The organism is Gilvimarinus sp. F26214L, assembly GCF_054401055.1.
The window spans coordinates 83,604-102,759 of sequence record NZ_JBTIYG010000014.1 but is presented as its reverse complement, the minus strand read 5'-3'; the positions used below and the strand labels follow the sequence as shown (position 1 = coordinate 102,759).

Genomic DNA, 19,156 nt, shown 5'->3' with positions numbered 1-19,156 from the left:
TTTGAAACACCAAACCGCATACGACCCGCATTGGGCAACATAGCCCGTTGCGGGAAGTTAGGGCAGATGGTATCTACATTCACGCGCGCGGCGGGGAGGACGGTGCCGCGGAACCAGTAGGTTGGGTTAGCGCAGCGTAACCCAACAGCGCCATGGCCGCCGAGCAGAGCCTGCGTCCTAGACAAGGTTGGCAATGACAATCAGCAGTATCATCAAACCAATTAACGTGCCGGCCACAATCAGGGCATTGCGCAGGGCGGCTCCTTCCTTTCGCATGGCATTCTCCACAAGCGGTTCATGCCCAATGTAAGCACTCCGACTCGAACCTGTTTGACCCAGGTCAAACAAGGCGGCCGGCGACAAGGTAAAAAAAACCCACGCAAGCGTGGGTGAGTAGAGAGATACGGCCAAAACCAACGGTAGATGAGGGCTGTATCAGAACCGGTATTCCATGGTGAGGTGGTAGGCCCGGGGCTCGAAGATGTGGAAGTGGTAATCCTCCACGGGCGCGGGCTCGCCGGGAAGGCGGGATTCGTAGTAGTACTGAATGTCCCGATCGTCCGAATCCAGCAAATTCAGCACATCAAAGCTGAGGGCCAGGTTTTCCGTCAGGTCATAACCCAGCCGCAGGTTGACGATGGTGCTCGCGTCGGCGGTCATGCCGCCGTCGAGCGGGTACTCGCCAAAGTGGCGCACACGCAGATTGCTGTAGAAATCGGGCGTCCAGCGGGTGTTCACTCCCGCACTGAGCACGTGCTCCAACGCCCCGGGCACTTCGTCGTGGCCGTCCACTTTGTGTTCAAAGCGGGCATGGGACCAGGCGTATTCCAGATCGAAGGTCCAGGCGTCATTGAGATAGTAGTAAGCGGTCGCTTCGATTCCGTAGCGCTCACTGCCAACCCCGGTGTCCTCGGTGCCACCGGCATCGCCCACGAAGATCAGCTCTGAATCGATATCAAGCGCCCAAAGGGCGATGGAGGCATTCAGTGAATCCCAGTAGCCCCGCAGACCCAGTTCGTAACCGAGGGTGTCCACCAGTGGGTCCACCTGGGCCATGGGATCTCCGGAAACCGGATCCATCCGGATGGTGGTGCCCCGGGCATCGTTGCTGTGGAAGCCCTGGCCGACACTGGCATAGGTCTCCAGGCTGTCGCTGAGGGTGTAAATGAAACTGGTGGAGGCAGTCACGATATCGGCGTCACTGTTGCCACCGTTCACGTCCAGAGATGGTGAATGGCTGGCCTCCAGAGGCTTCACGCGGAAGTCGTAGTAGTCGTACCGCAGGCCGGACACGGTACGGAAGCGCTCACTCCAGCTGATTTCGTTTTCCCAGTAAAGGCCCACGCTCCACTCGTCCACCGCGTCGCTGCGAATCGCTCCGCCAATCTCTCGGGCGCGGCTGCCGTAAAGACCCACCTCGGCGATGTCGTCGTAGCGCATCTGGCTGCCGAAGGTGTTGCGCACGTCGAGGCCGCCCCATTCGTCGTTCTGGCTCCAGGCCAGCTCCCAACCGTAAATTCGCCGGTCGTCCAGCTGGGCAAACTGATCGCCGCCCGGCTCCAGAAAGTAGGTAAAGTTGCTGAACAGCTCCATCTCGTAGTCGATGACATAGGCGGTGCTGTGCCACTGGCCTGCCGCGGTGTCCCGGTCCCAGCTCGCCGACAGGCTGTAGCGGCTGGACTCGCCCCCGGTGGTGGTGTCCACGGACCCGAACTCCGTGATCAGCCCCTGGTCCACCGCCCGCTGGGGAATCTGATCGGCGGAGTTCCAGCTATTGTCGTAGCCCATGAAGGTGAGCGCGAAGCGGTCTCCTCCGGTGCCCCATTGCTGCCTGAGCCACAGGTTCTTACGGTCCACATCAGTGTCCACGTCGTCCCAGTGGCCGTCGGTGGTTTCCCACTCCACGCCATACAATAGCGAGCTGTTCGCACTGGTCGGCGTCTGCCCCGTAGCCAGCACACGGCGCCAGTTCTCGCGGCCAAAGTCGCTGCCCACCTTGAGGGTATGGCCGTCGAGCCGATCCAGAACACCCATACGTGCCGTGCCGGTCCCGGAGAAGTCACCCACGGCGGGATAATAGGAGCCCTTCTGGTAGGCAATCTGCCCCACCAGCTCGGGAATGATGAAGTTCAGGTCCGTGTAGCCCTGCCCGTGCCCATGGGTTCGCATGTTCACGGGCATGTCGTCGATGATCGTCGAAAAGTCGGTGCCGTGGTCGAGATTGAATCCGCGCAGGTAGAACTGGTTCGCCTTGCCGGGTCCGCTGTGCTGGGTGGCCACCAGGCCGGGCACCGTTTCCAGCACTTCGCCGGTGCGCAGGAGGGGGCGGATGGCGATCTCCTCCTGGGAAACAACGCCTTCGGAAGCGGATGATGCCTCGCCCACCAGGTTGATTTTATGACCGCGAACCACCACTTCGTCCATGGTCGCGTTGTCTTGACCCAGGGCAAAGGCGGGAACTATGCTGGCCGCCGCTGCCGTCGATATCGCTAACTGCCTGATCTTCAAATCCGCTTCCCCCTGCTGCCGATCCCCGCCGCTACCCCGAGGCTCCGCCGTGCGTGTGTCGTTTGAAGTATTATCGACAGCGAGGGCCTTCAACGCAGCTAACCCTCTGTTTTGTAACTGTTTGTTTAACGTTAACGGTTACGTTAATATTTGCCGTATTGTTTATTTTTTAGCCGCTTCGCCTTCTCAACCGTTGATGACCCGCCTATGACCAGCACCCCCTATGACGCCCCCGAGGCTTTGCAAGCAACAGTTGAAGAGATTATTGCCAGCGGTGTGCTGGGCAGGTCGAAGGTGTACGGAAAGCTACTGCGCTACCTGGCTGATTCCGCTGCCCGTGGCAGTGCCCCCAAGGAGATCGAGATCGCCATCGATGTGCTGGGTCGGGACACGGATTTTGACGTGGCCAAGGACTCAGCCGTTCGTGTCTACATTCACCAACTACGCAAGAAGATCGACAACTATTATGAGGTGCACGCGCCGGATGCCCCTCACCGCCTGACAGTCCCCAAGGGCGAGTACACCGTGGCGCTGGTACCCACAAAAGGCTCGATTCCGGACCCGGCCACGGACAGGGCGAGCCCGCTGCCAGGCAGCGCGGATGATCGCCCTCGCGGAGGCGCAGTACGTTTGTGGGGGCTGGCCATCGGCCTGCTGCTGGCGGCCAACCTGGCAGTTTTGTTGACCGGTGGCTGGGAGCGCAAGAGCGGCAGTGAGTCAGCGGCGGCCGGGCATTCACTCTGGCGCGGCATTCTCGAGGACGAGACGCCGATTCTCGTGGTGACGGGGGACTACTACATCTTCGGTGAGTTGGACGAGGCCGGCAACGTCAAACGCATGGTCCGGGATTTTGGTATCAACTCGCGGCAGGATCTGGACAACCTCTTTGCCGAGAAGCCCGAACTGGGCTGGCAGTATTACGACCTCAACCTCAGCTACCTGCCGGAGGGCACGGCGTTCGCGCTCAACAGCGTGCTGCCACTGCTGCACAGCAGCGGAAAGAGGGTCACGATCAAGATGATGTCCGAACTGACGACCCGCGACCTGCAAAGCGCCCACGTGGTCTATGTAGGCTATGTGAGCGCCCTCGACCGCATTCGCAACATGGTCTTTACCGCTTCCAATCTGCGGATTGGCGAGAACTACGATCAATTAATCAACACTCAAAGCGGCGTGGCCTACACCAGCGACGCCGGTTTGCCTTCCTTCGACGAGCCATTCAATGATTACGGCTGGGTTGCAACCCTGCCCTCCACGGGCAAAACGCGCGTGGTTGTGATTGCGGGAATGCGCGATGCCGGGCTGATTCATGCGGCGCAGGCGGTGAGTGACCGGGACGCCCTGGCGCGCATCGACGAGCGGCTGCCTGCCACCGAGGGGCCGCCGACCGGGGCATTGGAAGCGATTTACCGGGTTCGCGGGCTGGACAGGATGAATTTCAACGCGAAACTCGAATATGCCGGCTACCTCTCTGGTGGGCTTTGGGATGATCGGGCGCCGGGGTTTTGATTTCGATCGAAGAAGAGATGCTAACTGGCTTTACAGCGTCGACAACGAAACATTGTGTACAGATTTCGCGCCTGCCTGGCCGGCCCGGGGCTCCACAACCCGTGAGTTGTGTTGCTCTATTCGCTTCAACCTGTGAGTATTCGGCGCGTGATGACCTTGCCCCGTCCCCAGGACGTTTCTAAGGCTCGGAGCACTCAGTTCCCACCCGTCATAGACTGAGCCACTGAGATTATCGGGCATAAAAAAAAGGGGATGCCAATGGCATCCCCTTTTGCGTCTACCTCAGGTCGACAACTTAGAACTGGTAAGTAGCACCAGCCCAGTAGTAGCGACCCTTGAAGTCGTAGAAGCTGTTCCAGCTGGAGAGACCCATGTCCTGCGGTTCCTCATCGCCGACGTTGTCCAAACCGGCAGTCAGACGGAAGGCATCGTTGACATCCCAGCCACCACGCAGGTTCAGGTAGGTCTTGCTGTCGGCTTCGACGTAGGGCGTTTCACCGCTGTCGAAGTACTCGGTTTCCAAACCAACTTCCCAGTTGCTGCCGAACCACATGGCACTGGCCAGACCACGCCACTCGACGAACATCTCGCTGTTCGTACCGACGTATCCGAGATAGTCGGACTCCTGGCCGGTCTGCTCGTTGAACTCGGTGTAGTCGAGCAGACGAGATGCTTTCAGGTTCAGAGCCAGGTTGCCGGCGTCGAAGCGCATATTCTTGGCGACAGCGAGATCCACACCGCGGGTATCCACCTGCCCGATGTTCATCTTCGCACCTTCCAGATTAGTAATCTGGCCGTTTCCGGAGGTTCCGCCCCGAGTGATTGATGAACAGGCGCTTGCGAGGCCATTGCGATAGCAATCATCCAGGATCATCTGCAGGTCCGGAGAGGTGATGGCGCTTTCAACCTCGATGTCATAGTAGTCGAGAGTCACCGACAGATCTTCAGTGAAGGCCGGAGTCCATACCAGACCGAAGGTAAAGGTATCGGCTTCCTCGGGCCCCAGATCCGGATTGCCGCCGATGTTGGTCGGAACCTGTGAACCGGCCTGCACGAAAGCTGGGCCGGTGGGACAATGGTCGCCCCGGCCTTCAGGGTTATTAACGGCGGTGGTGTCACAGGGATCAACCAGATACTCGTAGCTTTGGGCGGTTCCACTGTACAGTTCGTAGATACCGGGTGCACGGAACGAAGTGGACATGGTGGTGCGGAAGCGCAGGTCTTGCACCGGCGCGTAAACGAGACCGATCTTGCCCGTGCTTTCGCCACCGAAGGTATCGAAGTCCGAGTAGCGGAGTGCGACGTCAGCGGTCAGCTCCTCGGCAAATGCCGCTCCTGCGAAAATGGGCAGGCTGAATTCCGCAAAAGTCTCCGTCACGGAGTAGTCACCGGAGGTTGCTTCCTGCTGGTTACCGAAGGTCGCACCGCTCTGGGTTTCGGGGCTGGGATTGAACTCGCCGGATTCCTTGCGGTATTCGATACCGGCGGCAAAACCTAAGGCGCCGCCCTGCATCTGCACAGCGTCGATGTCGCCAGTCAGTGATACGCCGTAGTTCTGCAGCTCGTACTCGTTGTCTTCACGGTCCACATAACGCATGTGGTTGATGACTTCGTCGCTCCAGCCACCCGCAAATACGGGGGCAATGCCCGCGGAGCCGTCGAGAATCTCCTCCATCGCGGTTTTGCTGTAGTTGCCGTCGTTGGTGTTTTCACCTTCGTTCTTGCCATAGTTTGCAAAGGCATCCCAGCTCCAACCGTTGGCGAGATCGCCGCGGAGGCCGGCCACGAAACGGAAGGTATCGGTCTCCTGCTCGGAGGCACGAGGACCACCCGCTACCGGTCGGGTGTACAGACCCCCAGCATGGTAGCCTTCGATCCAGTCTGCTCCCGGGTAGGGGTTTTCTGAATCTTCCGGGTCACTGCCAGCGGCAACCCAGTCGTCGTAAGCGTCCTGCCAGGCGTCCTGCAGTTGCGACTGAATTTCCGGCTGAAGGTGCAATGTCGGGTCCAGTTCCAGACCATTGGCCGCATACATCGGCTGCGCCGCCAATTGCTGATTGGTGGCTTTGGTGGTGTAGGCCGCCTCACCGTAGAATTCCACGTCGTCGGTCAGAGCATAGTTGCCGGAGAATGTGAGGCTGGTTCGCTCCATGGCGCCCGAAAGCCACATATACTGACCGATGTCGTGGCTAGTGGCAGCGCCCAGTGATAGATCGTCTGGATCGACGCCAAAACTGCCGTAGTTGGTGAAAATGTTCCCCTCGGGAGTCAAGGAGCTGGTAAGACCCGCCCAATCGCGATCGTCATACTTGATTTCGTCGCGCTGGCTATGGGTGATGTTGCCGGTGAAATGGCCGCGCTCACCGCCGGTACCAAAGCTCAGGGACAGCTCGCCGTTCTCGCCACCACCCTCGGAGGTTGTGCCAGCCCGTGCGTTGATGCGGACGCCTTCGAAGGAGTCTTTCATCACCACGTTGATCACGCCGGCTACCGCGTCGGAGCCGTAGATCGCGGAGGCCCCATCGGTCAGGACTTCAATGCGCTCGATCATGTCCACCGGGATGTTGTTCATGTCCACAGCGGAGCTGACGCCAGAAGCAGAGGATACGAAACGACGGCCGTTAACCAGTACCAGGGTACGTGCCGAGCCGAGGTTGCGCAGGTCGACGAATGACAGGCCGACGCCGCCGTTGTTGTCGTTGGCGTTGATGCCGGTGGTACCCATGGACGGCAGCTGGTTCAGCAGCTCATCGATGGTGCCAACACCGGAGCGGCTGATGGCTGCCGAGTCAACGATGGTGATAGGGCCGGTAGTGGACAGCGGATCACGGGCAATACGCGAACCGGTCACAATAACTTCGTCGAGAATCTCGCTATCGGATTGCGCGAACGCAACGGGAACCCCGGTGGCGGCCAGGGCAGTAGCCAGGGTCGCCGAGCGGATCGCACTTGCTAACGGGTTGGTCTTGAACATTTCTGTTTCCCCAAATGGTTGGACAGGATGAATGGTTATCTCGATTACTTCTAATAAGTCGTAAAGACAAAACCAAACTATTACATACTCGCAAGCCGCGATTCCAAACGAATCATCCAGCTGGGCGTGTTGTAGGGAGATATCGCGCCGCCGCCAGCGGATCGTCCATCGGGAACAGCAAATACTCGCGCGCACATCGAAGTGCGAAGCTGTCCACGCTTTGCTTTTTATTAAAAGGTGGTGGCCAAGTATGCGTTAGTTGTGCTTTTTATACTGCAACTGAAGTGGCGTCAAGGATGGGCTTGTGTCCTATTTCATTTTTATTCGGAGGGCGACGCGACGGAATGTCAATTTAGCCGTATTTTGAAAGGGTTTTTCTCGATTTTGGGCGCCAATGATCCATTATTAGGATAAGCAGTTCTGACTTTTCGGTCTAAATATTTTAATCGCCATGTCCAGGGACTTTTTCCGGGCGGGGTGATTGTCGAAATTTCGAAGTCGTTCAAAATTTCCACGAAATCTTTGCGGGACTTTGCAGTTCCGAGAGGTGCTCCGCAATGGCGCAAGCGGTCCGGGGATCCGGGCCGCCTGGGCCATTCTGAAGCACCAGGCGGGACTCGCCTGGCGGACGGTTGTCGACAGGCTGCTAGAAAGAGACGTTGACCCCCACAAAGTAAGCGCGACCCAGCACGTCGTAGGTGGACGGGTAGGTATTGCCGCTGTTCTCCGCGGTGCCACCGTAGTCCGTTCCCACCACGGGTGGCTCTTCGTCGAGGACGTTGTCCACGCCGGCCCGGATGGTCCAGTTGTCGTTCAGGGCGTACCGGCCGGACAGATCGAAGTAGCTGTAGTCGTCAATGACAGGTTCCGCCCAGTCCGCGGCGGTGGAACCACCCAGCTCGATGGAGTCCTGCGTCAACTCATCCAGATAGCGCCAGGTGAGGTCGAGGCGCAGACCGCCCATCTCCCAGGTGGTGGTCTGAGTCCAGCGCCATTCCGGGTCCGGGCGCACACAGGTCGTGCCCACCAGTCCCGCGCAGTCGTATTTGACCGAACCGGGGGCGGACTGAAACTCATGTTCCGCGGTGTAGGTGGCCACCAGACCCAGGGTCAGGCTGCCCATGTCACCCAGCTCGAAGCCGTAGCGGGCATTGAGGTCCCAGCCTTTGGCTGTTTCTTCCGCGGAGTTCAGCAGAGACACATCCACCCCCACTGTGCTACCCGCGTTCAGGCCGCCGGTGGTCGGGCTGCGGACGATCCGCTGGCAAAAATCGCTGTTGGGATCAGCCGATGTGTAGCAGCCGGTCACGATTTCCTGCTCCGAGAGCTGAGTAATCACGTCCTCGATGGTGATGTCGTAGTAGTCGAGGGAAAGCTCCAGGCCGGGAAGCGCGCTCGGGGTGTACACCAGGCCCACAGTGACGGTGTCCGCCTCTTCCGGGTCCAGTTCCGGGTTGCCGCCCAGGAAGTTGCCGATCTGGCCGGAGATGATGCTGGTCACGGAACCCAGGTTGGCGGCGGGTACGCCGGTGGCCAGACACAGGGCCTCCAGCTCCGGGTTGCCGATCGGGTTATCCCCTTCACAGGGGTCCACGTCCAGGTCGCCGATACTCGGCGTGCGGGGCAGGCCGATCTCCGCGAGATTGGGGGCGCGTACGGCGCGCTGGAACATGGCACGCGCCCGCAGATCTTCGATGATCTGCCAGTCCAGTCCGACCTTGTAGCTGGTATTGGTAAAGTCGTTACTGGCTTCGGGCTCGCCGGCGAAAGTCGCGCTGTTTTCATACCACGAATAGCGCGCGCCCAGTTCGAGGGTGACGGGCTCCAGCACCGGGACCAGAGCTTCGGCGAAGATCTCTTCGATGTCGATCTCCGCTTCCACGGGCGAACTGCTGCCGAAGCCCATGGCGTCGCCGCTGGCATAGGCCGCGTCCGGCTCGGCGGTACCGTCATCCTGACGGATCTCGAAACCCAGCGCATAGGAAATGTCGGTATCGGCAGTGGGCAATGTAAAACCAGTGGCACCGCTGATCGAACCACCGAACACCAACTGCTCGGTCTCGTTGACTTCCTCCAGATCGATCCGGATGTAGGAAGCTGCTTCCGGGCTTAAATTGCCCGGCCCGAACAGGTTGGCCGGCGCGCAGGCCGGGTTGCCGCTGGAACATACGACCTCCCCGCCAGACAACTCGGCAAGCAGAGCCTCCTGGGTTCGCTCGAACGAGGCGTCATTGACAAAGTTCTGGCTGCGGTCGGTCTCGCCGTATTGTGCAAACACCTCCCACTGCATCGCCTCACTGAACTCGCCGTTGAGGCCAAACACATATTGCAGGGTCTCGTTTTCGAAGATCGAATCCCGGGTACCCAGTTCCACAAGGCGACGACCCAGGTTGATGTCCACCAAACCGTCTCCCGCTCCTTCCCCCTCTTCCGCCGCGTCAACGGCCGCGAAGCGTGCTACCGCGTCGGGACCGAGAAAGGGGTTGGTGGCGTAGTTCAACGTGAAGGGGAAAAAGAAGGTGCCCGTGGGCGCAATAATCGTGTCCACTTCGTTCTTGGCGTAGGAGATCCGGGTATAAGCCGTCACCGCGTCGGTGAAGTCGAAGTGCCCGAGAAGGGTGCCGGTGGTTTTTTTCTGGGGTGTCTGGAAGAGGTTGAAGGGATTGAAGTTGAAGGAGCTGGTGAGTGGCACCACATTGCCGTCCGCGTCGAACTGTGCCGCCCCGCCATCCGGGTCACCCTCGAAGGGCGTGTAAAGGACGCTGCCCTCGGCATTGGTTGCGCTTCCGAAGGGCGAAAGGTCTTCGGCGCTGAGCGCTTCGAAGCCGAAGTCCCGCTCCTCCTGAAATAACTCATCCTGATCGGTGTACCCGACGTTCAAAACAATGTTGCCGCGCTCGTCGGCGAAGTTTCTGCCCAACGTAACGCTGTAGTCCTGCCGTTTGGCGTCACCTTCGGAGGTTTGAAAGGCGGAGACATCCACCTCGATCCCTTCGAACTGATCATCCATGATGAAGTTGACCACCCCGGCGATGGCGTCGGTGCCGTACACGGCGGATGCGCCACCGGTGATCACCTCCACCCGGGATATCAGGCTGGGGGGAATCATGGAAAGGTCGACCGCGCCGTAATAGTCGAAGGGAGTGAATCGTTTCCCGTTGACGAGAACGAGCGTGCGTTCCTCACCCAGGTTGCGCAGATCCACGGTTGCGGCACCCGGGTTACCGTTGTTGGTGCTGGCGCCGAGGGCCTGAGTGAATTGCGGGCGTTCCCGGAGAAATTCTTCCAGGTTAGTGGTATTCGCAACGCGGATTTCGTCCTGGCCGATGATCTCGATTGGAGAGTTTGCGGTCAGATCCTCCCGTTGGATACGGGAGCCGGTGACGACTACCTCCTCGATTTCCTCGTCCTGTGCGAATGCGGGCGGCGCGCTCAAGGCGGAGAGCGCGGTGGCCCAGGTGACTACATGAATTGCATGAACCAAGGGGCGTGTGGTGAACATTTCCTTGTCCCCCATCATATTGGAAGGGTTTGGGTTACGCGTGGCGCCGGGTGTGGAGAACATGAACACGAGGCGAACGCGAGTTCGGCTTGCCCGATTAGAGTGGGAGTTTTATCGTCTGTTCGTTTCCCTGAAGAAATTGTCGCGCTGGATTGAGTACGCAAACACAAGATGAGTTCGTGCGCGTACGGAACGAATGCAAATGCAAAAGAATTGTGAAAGGGAAGGCGCGAAGTTGAGTTGTCTGCTTGCAGGAAATGAGTGCGCGCAGCGCTTAACGGACCAGCATCGACCAGAGTTTGCTGGCTGCTTCGCGGCTGTTCTCGCGCTGGGTATAGTAGTCGACGTGCTGGTTCGGCCCGGCGTCCGGATTCAGCTCGATGCCCCACAGGGCATCGATCCGGTGGGGCAGGAGTGAGTACCGAACATCGATGACCCGCAACGGGTCCTCCGGATCCAGGGCCGTGTATCCAGCGGAAAACCAATCGAAACGTTCAAGATCCCGGCGCTGCTGGGAATTCGGATCGAGCCACGGCAGGTCGCGGTCCGGGTTGAGCTTGGCAAGGCTTTCCCCTTCCCACACCTGTCCGCCGAAGATTCCCGGGCGCACTGCATCCACGTAATAGCGCCCGCCGCTTTCGTAGATTACCTTCCAGACCACGATGTTGGCGAAACTCGGTTTTGCTTCCAGGCGCACGGGTTCATGTTGTCTCGCTTTGGCAAGATCCCGGCCCATTGCCAGTGCGCGCTCGTGCTGAAAATAGCCCAGCAACAGATACAAGCCCGCCCAGGTGAGTCCGGCGAGCGCGAGATGGCGCGCCTGCCGGGAAGCGGCACCGATAACCAGTACAACCAGTGGCACAGTGAAAAGCGGGTCCACCACCGAGATCAGATCCCAGGCGAAGCGCGCGTCGCTCAGCGGCCACAACAGCTGGGTGCCGTAGCTGGTACAGCCATCCAGCAGGCCATGGGTTGCATAGCCCAAAGTGCTCCAGAGAACGGATTCGCGCAGTCGAAGCCCCCAGCGTCTGCGAAACACCCCATACGCCAGAAGGCCACAGAGCAAGCCGCCAATGGGTATGAAAAAAAGCGAATGGGTGAACTGCCGGTGGTACTCCAGAAAGAGCAGCGGGTCCTCCGCGGAGCGAATGAACACATCCAGGTCGGCCGCCATGCCCGCGAGACCGCCCAGCACCGCCGCTCCAAGCAGGCGGGCTTTTTTTGTCGCAGCCTGCGCAGCGGCAGCGCCCAATGCGGCCTGGGAAATTGGGTCCATGAGAGTCACTTCGGGTGGGTGAGAGCGGGGAGAGTCTAGCGAATGGCGCCGGGCATTGAAACTGTAAAAAAACGGCCTCATTGCGAGGCCGTGCAAAGGAGGCAGCAACCCGAAAGCGAAGGGTTGCACCCCTGAAGGTTGCCAGGCCCCATGCCGGTGAGGACCTGACAGCCTTATTACCCGATTAGAAGTGATAGCGCAGGTTGACGCCGTAAATGCGCGGGTCCAGCAGAGAGATGTTGCGCACCAGGCCCACTCCGTCGGAGCCGGTGCCGTAGTTCACGATGGTGTCGTCGTCGAAGATGTTCTTCACGAACACCTGCACATCCACCCCCAGGCCCAGATTGGAGAAGTTCAGGCTGGCGTTGGCGTTCTCCCAGGAGCGGAGCTCGTAGTTCTCGCCGTTGAACACAGAGGCATAGGAGTCATCCTTCCAGCTGTAGTCGAACAGGAAGCTGGAGTCCCAGGCGCCCATCTGCCAGCCGTATTGCAACAGCAGGGATGCGGACAGCTCCGGAGCATTGGGCAGCTCGTTGCCACCCAGGTCCTGGGCAATGCCGCTCGGCAGTGAACCCAGGTTGCCGCCGGAGCAGGGATTGAAGAACAGACTTGGCGGATAAACGTCGGCGGCCACTTGCTGAACGAGGCTTTCCACCAGAGCCACCGGCGCGATGCAGCCCGAGTCGTAATCCTTCAGCACCATGTAGTCGGGGTTGCCGGCCGTGCGATCCAGAGGATCGATGGACTCCCCGCTCTCGATTTCCGTCTTGAGCCAGCCCAGATTGGCACCCACGCGCAGACGGTCGAGGGGTTCGAAGGAGGCTTCCAGTTCCAGGCCCCAGACGGTGGCGTCGATGTTTTCGTTCCGCGCCGAAAATCCTTCGATTTTCGAGATCTGGTAATCCTGGTAGTCGTAGTAGAACAGGCTGGCGTTGACCTGGGCACGCGCAGCCGTGAACTGGTTTTTGGTCCCGATTTCATAGGCATTCACGAATTCCGGCTTGTAGGGCTGGAAGGTATCGATGCCCTCTTTTTCCGGAGAGTTGAAGCCGCCGGACTTGTAGCCCCGGGAGTAGGATGCGTAGACCAGCGTGCTTTCGCTGAAGGATGTGTCGGGCATCCAGTCCAGCACCACGCGACCGGTGTACTCCTGAAATTCCACTTCGTCGTCGCGAATTGCCGATTCCGGATACCCGCCGGTCCCGATACCACCCGCACCGAGAGGGCTTAAGAGTTGTACCGAGTACGCGGTGCGCTCCTTCTGGTCGTCCGTATAGCGCAGCCCTGCAGTCAGTTTCAGCGTATCACTCAGATCGGCGTACACTTCGCCGAACAGCGCCTGAGAGTCCAGTTGGTAGGGCGTCCAGGTGTCGAAGTACTGGTGGCCCGAGTAGTCCGGTACCGGATTGTTGTCGAAGTACACGCAACCCGGAGGCAGAGGCAAGCCGTCCACAACAGTTGCACACCAGCCTGCATCGTCCGCAGTCAGGTAAAGGCTGGTGGCGTTGGTGGAAACCCAGGTGTGCTGGTCCCGCTCCACGTCGAAGCTCAGATACCCCAGATTGAAGTTGAGCGGACCTGCAAAGTCGGACTGCAGGCGCAACTCCCAGGATTGCTGCTCCGTGTGAAAGTCGAAAATGTTCAGGGTGCGGATGCTGGTCGCGGCACCGCTCTGGGGATCCGTGAATACGCCACCGGGGGTAACCGCCGTGTCCAGAAAACCAATACTGCCTTCATAGCTTCCGTCCATGCGATAACTGCTGTCTTCCGAGGAGTGGCCGAGCAGGCTCATGGTCAGCTCTTCCGTCAGGGCAATATTCACTTCCAACTCGACGATGTCGTGCTCCACGTCGAGGCTTGGGTCCATGAATGCCGCTGTCTTGCGCAGATCGTATGGCTGGCTTTGCCCCGCGTAGAGGTCGCCGGAAAAGGGCAGCACCTGAGGAGGCGGGTTCGGGTTGCCCGGGTCCAGCGCCTTCAAGGTCAACAGTTGCGCGAAGCGGCCGCCGAAGGTGCCGACACTGTTCGGGTGAGAGTAGGCGGAGCGGTCGTAAATGGAGCCGCCGACACAGCCCTGACTCAGGAAGGCCTGTACAAAGGGCCCTGGAACCGGTGTATCGCCCACCTGAGTCGGGCCCGGGTCAGAAATACACAGGGACCGGGCGCCCGCGCTGCGCGAATCATTTTCCTCGAACTTTTCGTACAGGACCCAGCCGTCGAGCCAGTCAGTGGGTTGGAACGCGAAGGTGGCGCGGGCGGACCACAAATCCCGATCGTCGATGTCGTTGCCGGTGGTGACGTTCTCAGTGTAGCCGTCGCGGTTCAACCAGTTGGCAGCGAGCCGGAAGGCGTAATCTTCACCAAGGGGAATGTTGACCATGCCCCGCACCTTCTTGCTGTCGTAGCTTGCGAACTCCGTGGACACGGTGGCGCTCACCGTATCGAACTGGGGCTTGGCAGTGATGTAGTTGATCACCCCACCCGTGGCATTACGGCCGTAGAGCGTGCCCTGAGGCCCACGCAGAATTTCCACTCGCTCTACGTCAAAAGCTTCGGCGGCGGCAATACGGCTCTGCACCTGGGGCGCGTTGTTATGGTGGATGCCCACGCCCACATCACCGGTGGTGCCGCCCACCGCGTTGCCCACACCCCGTATCTGGAACCCTTCACCACCGGCAACCCCGGTGCCGGTGTAGTTGAGGTTGGGAACCGCGGTCTGCAGGTCCCGCGCGTCGTCGAGTCGGCGCAATTCCATGTCATCCCCGCTGAACGCGCTCACGGCAATCGGCACATCCTGAATGGATTCCGCCTTGCGTTGGGCGGTGACCACGATCTCTTCCAGGACCGCTCCCTCCTGCGCGATTGTGGGCAGGGCGGCGACGCCCATGCAGGAAAGAATGGCCATATGCAATGGGGAACGGGACACACGGGAATGGGAAGGTTGTTGGACGGACATAGGCTTGCACTCCAGTTTTGATTCTTGTGATTAATCAGGAGTCCCGGGCAGGGCTCACGGCCCGTTAAGCCCGGGGCGGGCTTGCCCGCGCTGGCGCACGAGCTCACGAATGCCTGGATTATATTCACGCCAGATTTCTACGGTCAACGCTGCCTGTCGACTTGCAACCGTTAATGGCCCCAAAATACGACGAAAGCATGGGCTTTTCTCATCAATACACTGCTTGACGGCAACACAGCTCGAACAGATGCGATCTATCTGCAATCACGCGTGCTTGCTGATTCGTACAAATAGCACAAAGGTCGGGGGTGCAGATGATGTGTAAGTCGGCGGATGTGGGACACGGCTAAGAGAGATGTGGGACCGGCTAAGATGTGGGACTGACTAAGATGTGGGATTGGCTAATGAAGAGGGTTGGTCGGCAAAGAACGGCGGGAGCTTAGGCAGGCAGTCAGGTATGCTCGTCCACGAAACGGTCGCGGTTGACCTTCAGCAGCTCGAATGCATCGTTGATATCATCTTCGTCCCACAGGTCGAGGCGAAGAATGGACAGCCCCCAGATGCTCGCCACCGTCAGGGTCGACAGCGCCATGATTGCGCGGCGGTCCTCGATTCCGGCCTTCACGCCCATGTGCACGGTTTTCTGGCGTTCCGCGTCCAGCAGCGTCTTGATCCGCCAGCCCATGCCCTCCGCCAGTTCCGGATTGCTGCGGGATGCCATGTGGATCTCGATCAGCGCCAGTGTGTCGGGAGACTCCCAGAGGGATTCCGTAAGGGCCTTGAACTGTGCCACGCCGGGTTCGATGTTCGAAAGCTGCCGGGCGGTGCGCTGCTGGTTCTTGTAGATCACGTACTCGGCAATCGCCAGCAACATCTCAGTGTGGGTGGGAAACTGGTGCAGCAGCGCCCCGCGACTGACCCCCGCCGTTTTCGCCACATGGGTGGTGGTTGCGGCGTGGTAGCCTTCCTCGTGAAGAATCCGAATCCCCGCTTCGAGCACCTTGACCCGAGTCGCCGCACGGCGTACCTGATGGCTGCCCCGGGGGGCACCGGGCCGGTCCGCCGAATCGAACCGGGCGCCCTGCTCGTCGCCGGCCGCAGGGGCGGACGTGCGGCTCTCGGATTTTTTTGCAGGACGATCGTTGGAACGGCTCAAGAAGACTCCACAGGCACTCGGAAACAGGGGGCTTTTTAACACAGAAGCGACGGGACCGACCAGCGCACTACCCTTGTGGCGTCTCTTTCCTTTGACGCGGTAATCCGCTAGAGTTTTGCCGAGGTCACCCGCCAGAGACGGGCCGCCAGGGCAATGCCCGCCACCGAGGGAAGGGCGAAGAACAACATCAGGGAGAACCCGGGATGGTTATCGTACCCACCGAGAAGCGCTTCGACTGGCAGCACAGTCCGCTGGTCCTCTTCGGCCTTGTCCTTTTAAATGTTCTTGTCTTCTTCGTCTACCAGTCCGGCGACGGCATGCGCCTGGAGCGGGCCTTTGCCGTTTACCATCAGCAGAACCTGCTGGAACTGGAATGGCCCCTATACCGGGATTATCTGACTGCCCGGGACCAACAGGCCCTGGTCAGTGATTACCAGTCCGCACTGGACGAAGGCTATGCCGTGGACGTGGCCCGGGCGCTGCTGCTGGACTTCGAGTTCAAACACTATCTGGCCCAGGAAGGGCGCGCTCTGTTCACCAACATCCGTTACGAAGACTGGGACCTCAAGCGGAGCATGGTCAATGACCACCTGGACTCCATGAGCTTTCTCAGCGGCGGGCTCATCCCCAGTGAGATGAATCTGCTTTCCCTGATCAGTTATCAGTTCCTCCACGGGGACATCATGCACCTGCTGGGGAACATGTTCTTCCTGGTGGTGTGTGGCTTTGCCGTGGAGGCCGCCATCGGCCATCTGCGCTTTTTACTGTTCTACCTGATCACAGGGGCTGTCGGAGGGGTGGCCCACGCATTCCTGGACACCACCAGCACCATGCCTCTGGTGGGCGCCTCGGGCGCAGTATCGGGAGTGATGGCCATGTACCTGGGCGTGTTCCGCCTGAAAAAGATCGAGTTCTTCTACTGGTTCTTCATTTTCGTGGGTTATTTTCGCGCGCCGGCACTGCTCATCCTGCCGGTCTATATGGGCAAGGAGGTGTTCGATTACTTCAACAGTCAGGGCTCAAACGTGGCCTTCATGGCCCACGCAGGGGGATTTGGGGCAGGCGCGCTATTGATGGGGCTGTCCCTTCTTGCCAACCCCAAACTGCTGAACAGCGATTATGTGGAGCAGGATCAGGAAAGCGACCCCTACCGGGAGGCCCTGGCAAAGGTCTACGAACACCTGGGCAGTTTTCAGTTCAGGCCGGCATTGCAGGCTGTGAACCGCATGATCAAGCAGTACGGATTGCGATCGGAGCTTGCCGTATTGCGCAGCCAGATCCTGAAGATCGACGGGGGCGAGTCGTTCAGAAAATCGCTCGCACAGGCCCTGTCGGTCAAGGACCAAAGCCCCCGCAGCCTGAACCAGCAGGCGAACCTGTGGCGCGAACACCCTGAATGCGGTGATCTGCTCAACGAACAGACGCTGGTTGGGCTCGCTTTCCGCTTCGCCACCCGCGAGCATCTCAACACCGCGGAAACCGTGCTTGCAGCCTTGCTGAAGAGGAACACCGCCAACCCCGAGGTGCCGACGCTCGCGCGCAAGCTGGCCAGGATTGCCGCCGAGGCGAAGGACTCGGGGAAGCAGCAGTACTTCCTGCGGCTGGCGCAACGCCCTGCGGGTTGACCCATCAATAGGAAATGCAAATGGACCGCCAACGCTAATGGACTATTGTAGCTACCATCCGCTGACACCGGCGACCTTTTCCTGCCTCGGCTGCCACACCCACAACTGTGATCGTTGCGTGAACGAAGGGGATCCGGGGCAGGACCCGACCTGCTTCAGCTGCGAGCAGGCGATGGAATCCCTGGGCGCGGTCAACCAGGCCACGCCCTTCTGGCGTCGCCTCGAGGAAAGTTTCCGCTACCCGCTGAACATGAACACGATGGTCCTGATCATCGGTGTGTCCTTTCTCTCAATCGTGTTTGCCAAGGTGCCATTTTCCTTCCTGTGGCTGCTCATTCTCAACGGCGCTTTTCTGAAATACTCCTTCAGCTGCCTGGAGAACACCGCTGGCGGAACGCTGGTGGCCCCCGACATCACCGAAGCCTATAGCGGCGGCCTGCGAATCATCCTGCACCTGTTCCTCATGACGGTCTTCGCCGGCGTGGTAATCGCCGGCGCGGCCCGGTTCCTGGGCATGCAGTTCGCGGGAGCTGTCGCGATTTTTCTGGTGGTGGCCACGCCGGCCATTCTTATCCTCTACGCACTGTCGGATTCCGTTGTGGAGGCCCTCAACCCCGCCAGCATCATTCGTCTTATCAGTGCAATCGGTCTGCCCTATGGCCTGCTGCTCGCTTTTATCATGATCATGACGGCCTCGGTCGGAGTGATTAACCAGCTGTTTGTTTCGTCCAGCTATTCGGCCTTGTCCACAGCCCTGCAATCCATGGTGGGCAACTACTACTCGGTGGTGATGTTCCACCTGATGGGCTACGTGATATTCCAATATCAGGGGGAACTGGGCTTTGTCGCACGGGAAGATTTTGGTGAGGACACGGAGCCCCGCTCCCAGCGCGACCGGCTGGCCGCCAAACTGGATATTCTGGTAAAAGAGGGCGATTACAACGGAGTTGTTACGCTGCTGGATACGGCCGCCAGGCACTTCCCGGACGATCGGGAGTTGAACCGCATGGCCTTCGAATTTTTCTACGCCACCCGGCGCAGAGTGGAAGCCGCCGCTTCGAGCTACCTGGACTACCTGATCCGCAGCGGACAGGATCACCAACTCGTGCTGATCTACAAACGGGTCCTGCATCTGGCGCCCGGCTACCGTCCGCCGTCTCCCGATACACGCTACCGGCTGGCGCAGGCCTGCAGGGACGGTGGCGATTCCCTCTCGGCCGCCAAACTGCTGAAGGGAATGCATCTCGAATTCCCGGACTATCCCCGCCTGGTACAAGCCTACGAGTTGCTGACCGAAGCCCTTGAAGACCTGCCTCACCAGGGCGAACAAGCCCGCAAGTGTCGTGAATTCACACGCAAACTGGCCCGTGTGACCGCACAGAAGCTGACCGCAAGCAAGGGCCGCGCGGTGTTTGGCACAGGAACATCGCATAACGGCAGCAGTTCGACGGACACTGGGGAGCCGAAAACTCCCGCAAAACAAGACAACGACAGCAAATCGGATTTGCCACCCATTGATTTCAAATAGCCCGGCGTGAATTGTCGACACTGTCGCGTGAAAATGTGACCCGCCTCTAAAACCTTCGATCGCCCCTTTCCTCGTCAACATCAGCTGACGCTCGGACCGCAATAGCGGAAACTCCGGCTATA

Annotated in this window: 9 protein-coding genes; 3 read left to right on the top strand and 6 right to left on the bottom strand. The window is 59.6% G+C overall.

Features of this window, described 5'->3' with window-relative positions:
* Positions 1 to 435: 435 nt before the first annotated feature.
* Entirely contained in the window at positions 436 to 2,508 is a 2,073-nt protein-coding gene (locus ACURWW_RS14550; RefSeq protein WP_445618151.1) for a TonB-dependent receptor, read from the bottom strand.
* A 207-nt stretch (positions 2,509 to 2,715) separates the two neighbouring features.
* On the opposite strand from ACURWW_RS14550, the gene ACURWW_RS14545 reads away from it, so the two are divergent.
* The gene (locus tag ACURWW_RS14545; RefSeq protein ID WP_445618152.1) at positions 2,716 to 4,017 is read left to right on the top strand and encodes a hypothetical protein; all 1,302 of its coding nucleotides are present in this window, start codon (positions 2,716 to 2,718) and stop codon (positions 4,015 to 4,017) included.
* 295 nt (positions 4,018 to 4,312) lie between these two features.
* Here ACURWW_RS14545 and ACURWW_RS14540 read toward each other — a convergent pair whose 3' ends face one another.
* The 5 genes from ACURWW_RS14540 to ACURWW_RS14520 form a co-directional block, all read right to left on the bottom strand.
* Entirely contained in the window at positions 4,313 to 6,991 is a 2,679-nt protein-coding gene (locus tag ACURWW_RS14540) for a TonB-dependent receptor plug domain-containing protein (protein WP_445618153.1), read from the bottom strand.
* Positions 6,992 to 7,637: 646 nt separating this feature from the next.
* Entirely contained in the window at positions 7,638 to 10,493 is a 2,856-nt protein-coding gene (locus ACURWW_RS14535) for a TonB-dependent receptor (protein WP_445618154.1), read from the bottom strand.
* 274 nt (positions 10,494 to 10,767) lie between these two features.
* Positions 10,768 to 11,769: a metal-dependent hydrolase gene (locus tag ACURWW_RS14530; RefSeq protein WP_445618155.1), complete on the bottom strand. Its 1,002-nt coding sequence runs from the start codon at positions 11,767 to 11,769 to the stop codon at positions 10,768 to 10,770.
* A gap of 184 nt (positions 11,770 to 11,953) precedes the next feature.
* Positions 11,954 to 14,725, bottom strand: coding sequence for a TonB-dependent receptor (locus ACURWW_RS14525; RefSeq protein ID WP_445618156.1), 2,772 nt, complete (start codon positions 14,723 to 14,725; stop codon positions 11,954 to 11,956).
* Positions 14,726 to 15,176: 451 nt separating this feature from the next.
* Positions 15,177 to 15,881 (bottom strand): TetR/AcrR family transcriptional regulator, encoded by a 705-nt coding sequence (locus ACURWW_RS14520; RefSeq protein WP_445618157.1) that lies wholly within the window; start codon positions 15,879 to 15,881, stop codon positions 15,177 to 15,179.
* Positions 15,882 to 16,084: 203 nt separating this feature from the next.
* Here ACURWW_RS14520 and ACURWW_RS14515 point away from each other — a divergent pair, with 203 nt between their 5' ends.
* Together ACURWW_RS14515 and ACURWW_RS14510 are read left to right on the top strand one after the other, a co-directional pair.
* The gene (locus tag ACURWW_RS14515) at positions 16,085 to 17,506 is read left to right on the top strand and encodes a rhomboid family intramembrane serine protease (protein ID WP_445618158.1); all 1,422 of its coding nucleotides are present in this window, start codon (positions 16,085 to 16,087) and stop codon (positions 17,504 to 17,506) included.
* Positions 17,507 to 17,543: 37 nt separating this feature from the next.
* Positions 17,544 to 19,034 carry a hypothetical protein gene (locus tag ACURWW_RS14510; protein ID WP_445618159.1) on the top strand — a complete coding sequence of 497 codons (1,491 nt, stop codon included), beginning with the start codon at positions 17,544 to 17,546 and terminating at the stop codon, positions 19,032 to 19,034.
* Positions 19,035 to 19,156: the final 122 nt, after the last annotated feature.

What these genes read in the sequence shown, in the direction of transcription:
- ACURWW_RS14545 (WP_445618152.1), top strand. Translation starts at nt 2,716, where the DNA reads ATGACCAGCACCCCCTATGACGCCCCCGAGGCTTTGCAAGCAACAGTT.
- ACURWW_RS14540 (WP_445618153.1), bottom strand. Translation starts at nt 6,991, where the DNA reads ATGTTCAAGACCAACCCGTTAGCAAGTGCGATCCGCTCGGCGACCCTG.
- ACURWW_RS14535 (WP_445618154.1), bottom strand. Translation starts at nt 10,493, where the DNA reads ATGTTCACCACACGCCCCTTGGTTCATGCAATTCATGTAGTCACCTGG.
- ACURWW_RS14530 (WP_445618155.1), bottom strand. Translation starts at nt 11,769, where the DNA reads ATGGACCCAATTTCCCAGGCCGCATTGGGCGCTGCCGCTGCGCAGGCT.
- ACURWW_RS14525 (WP_445618156.1), bottom strand. Translation starts at nt 14,725, where the DNA reads ATGTCCGTCCAACAACCTTCCCATTCCCGTGTGTCCCGTTCCCCATTG.
- ACURWW_RS14515 (WP_445618158.1), top strand. Translation starts at nt 16,085, where the DNA reads ATGGTTATCGTACCCACCGAGAAGCGCTTCGACTGGCAGCACAGTCCG.
- ACURWW_RS14510 (WP_445618159.1), top strand. Translation starts at nt 17,544, where the DNA reads ATGGACTATTGTAGCTACCATCCGCTGACACCGGCGACCTTTTCCTGC.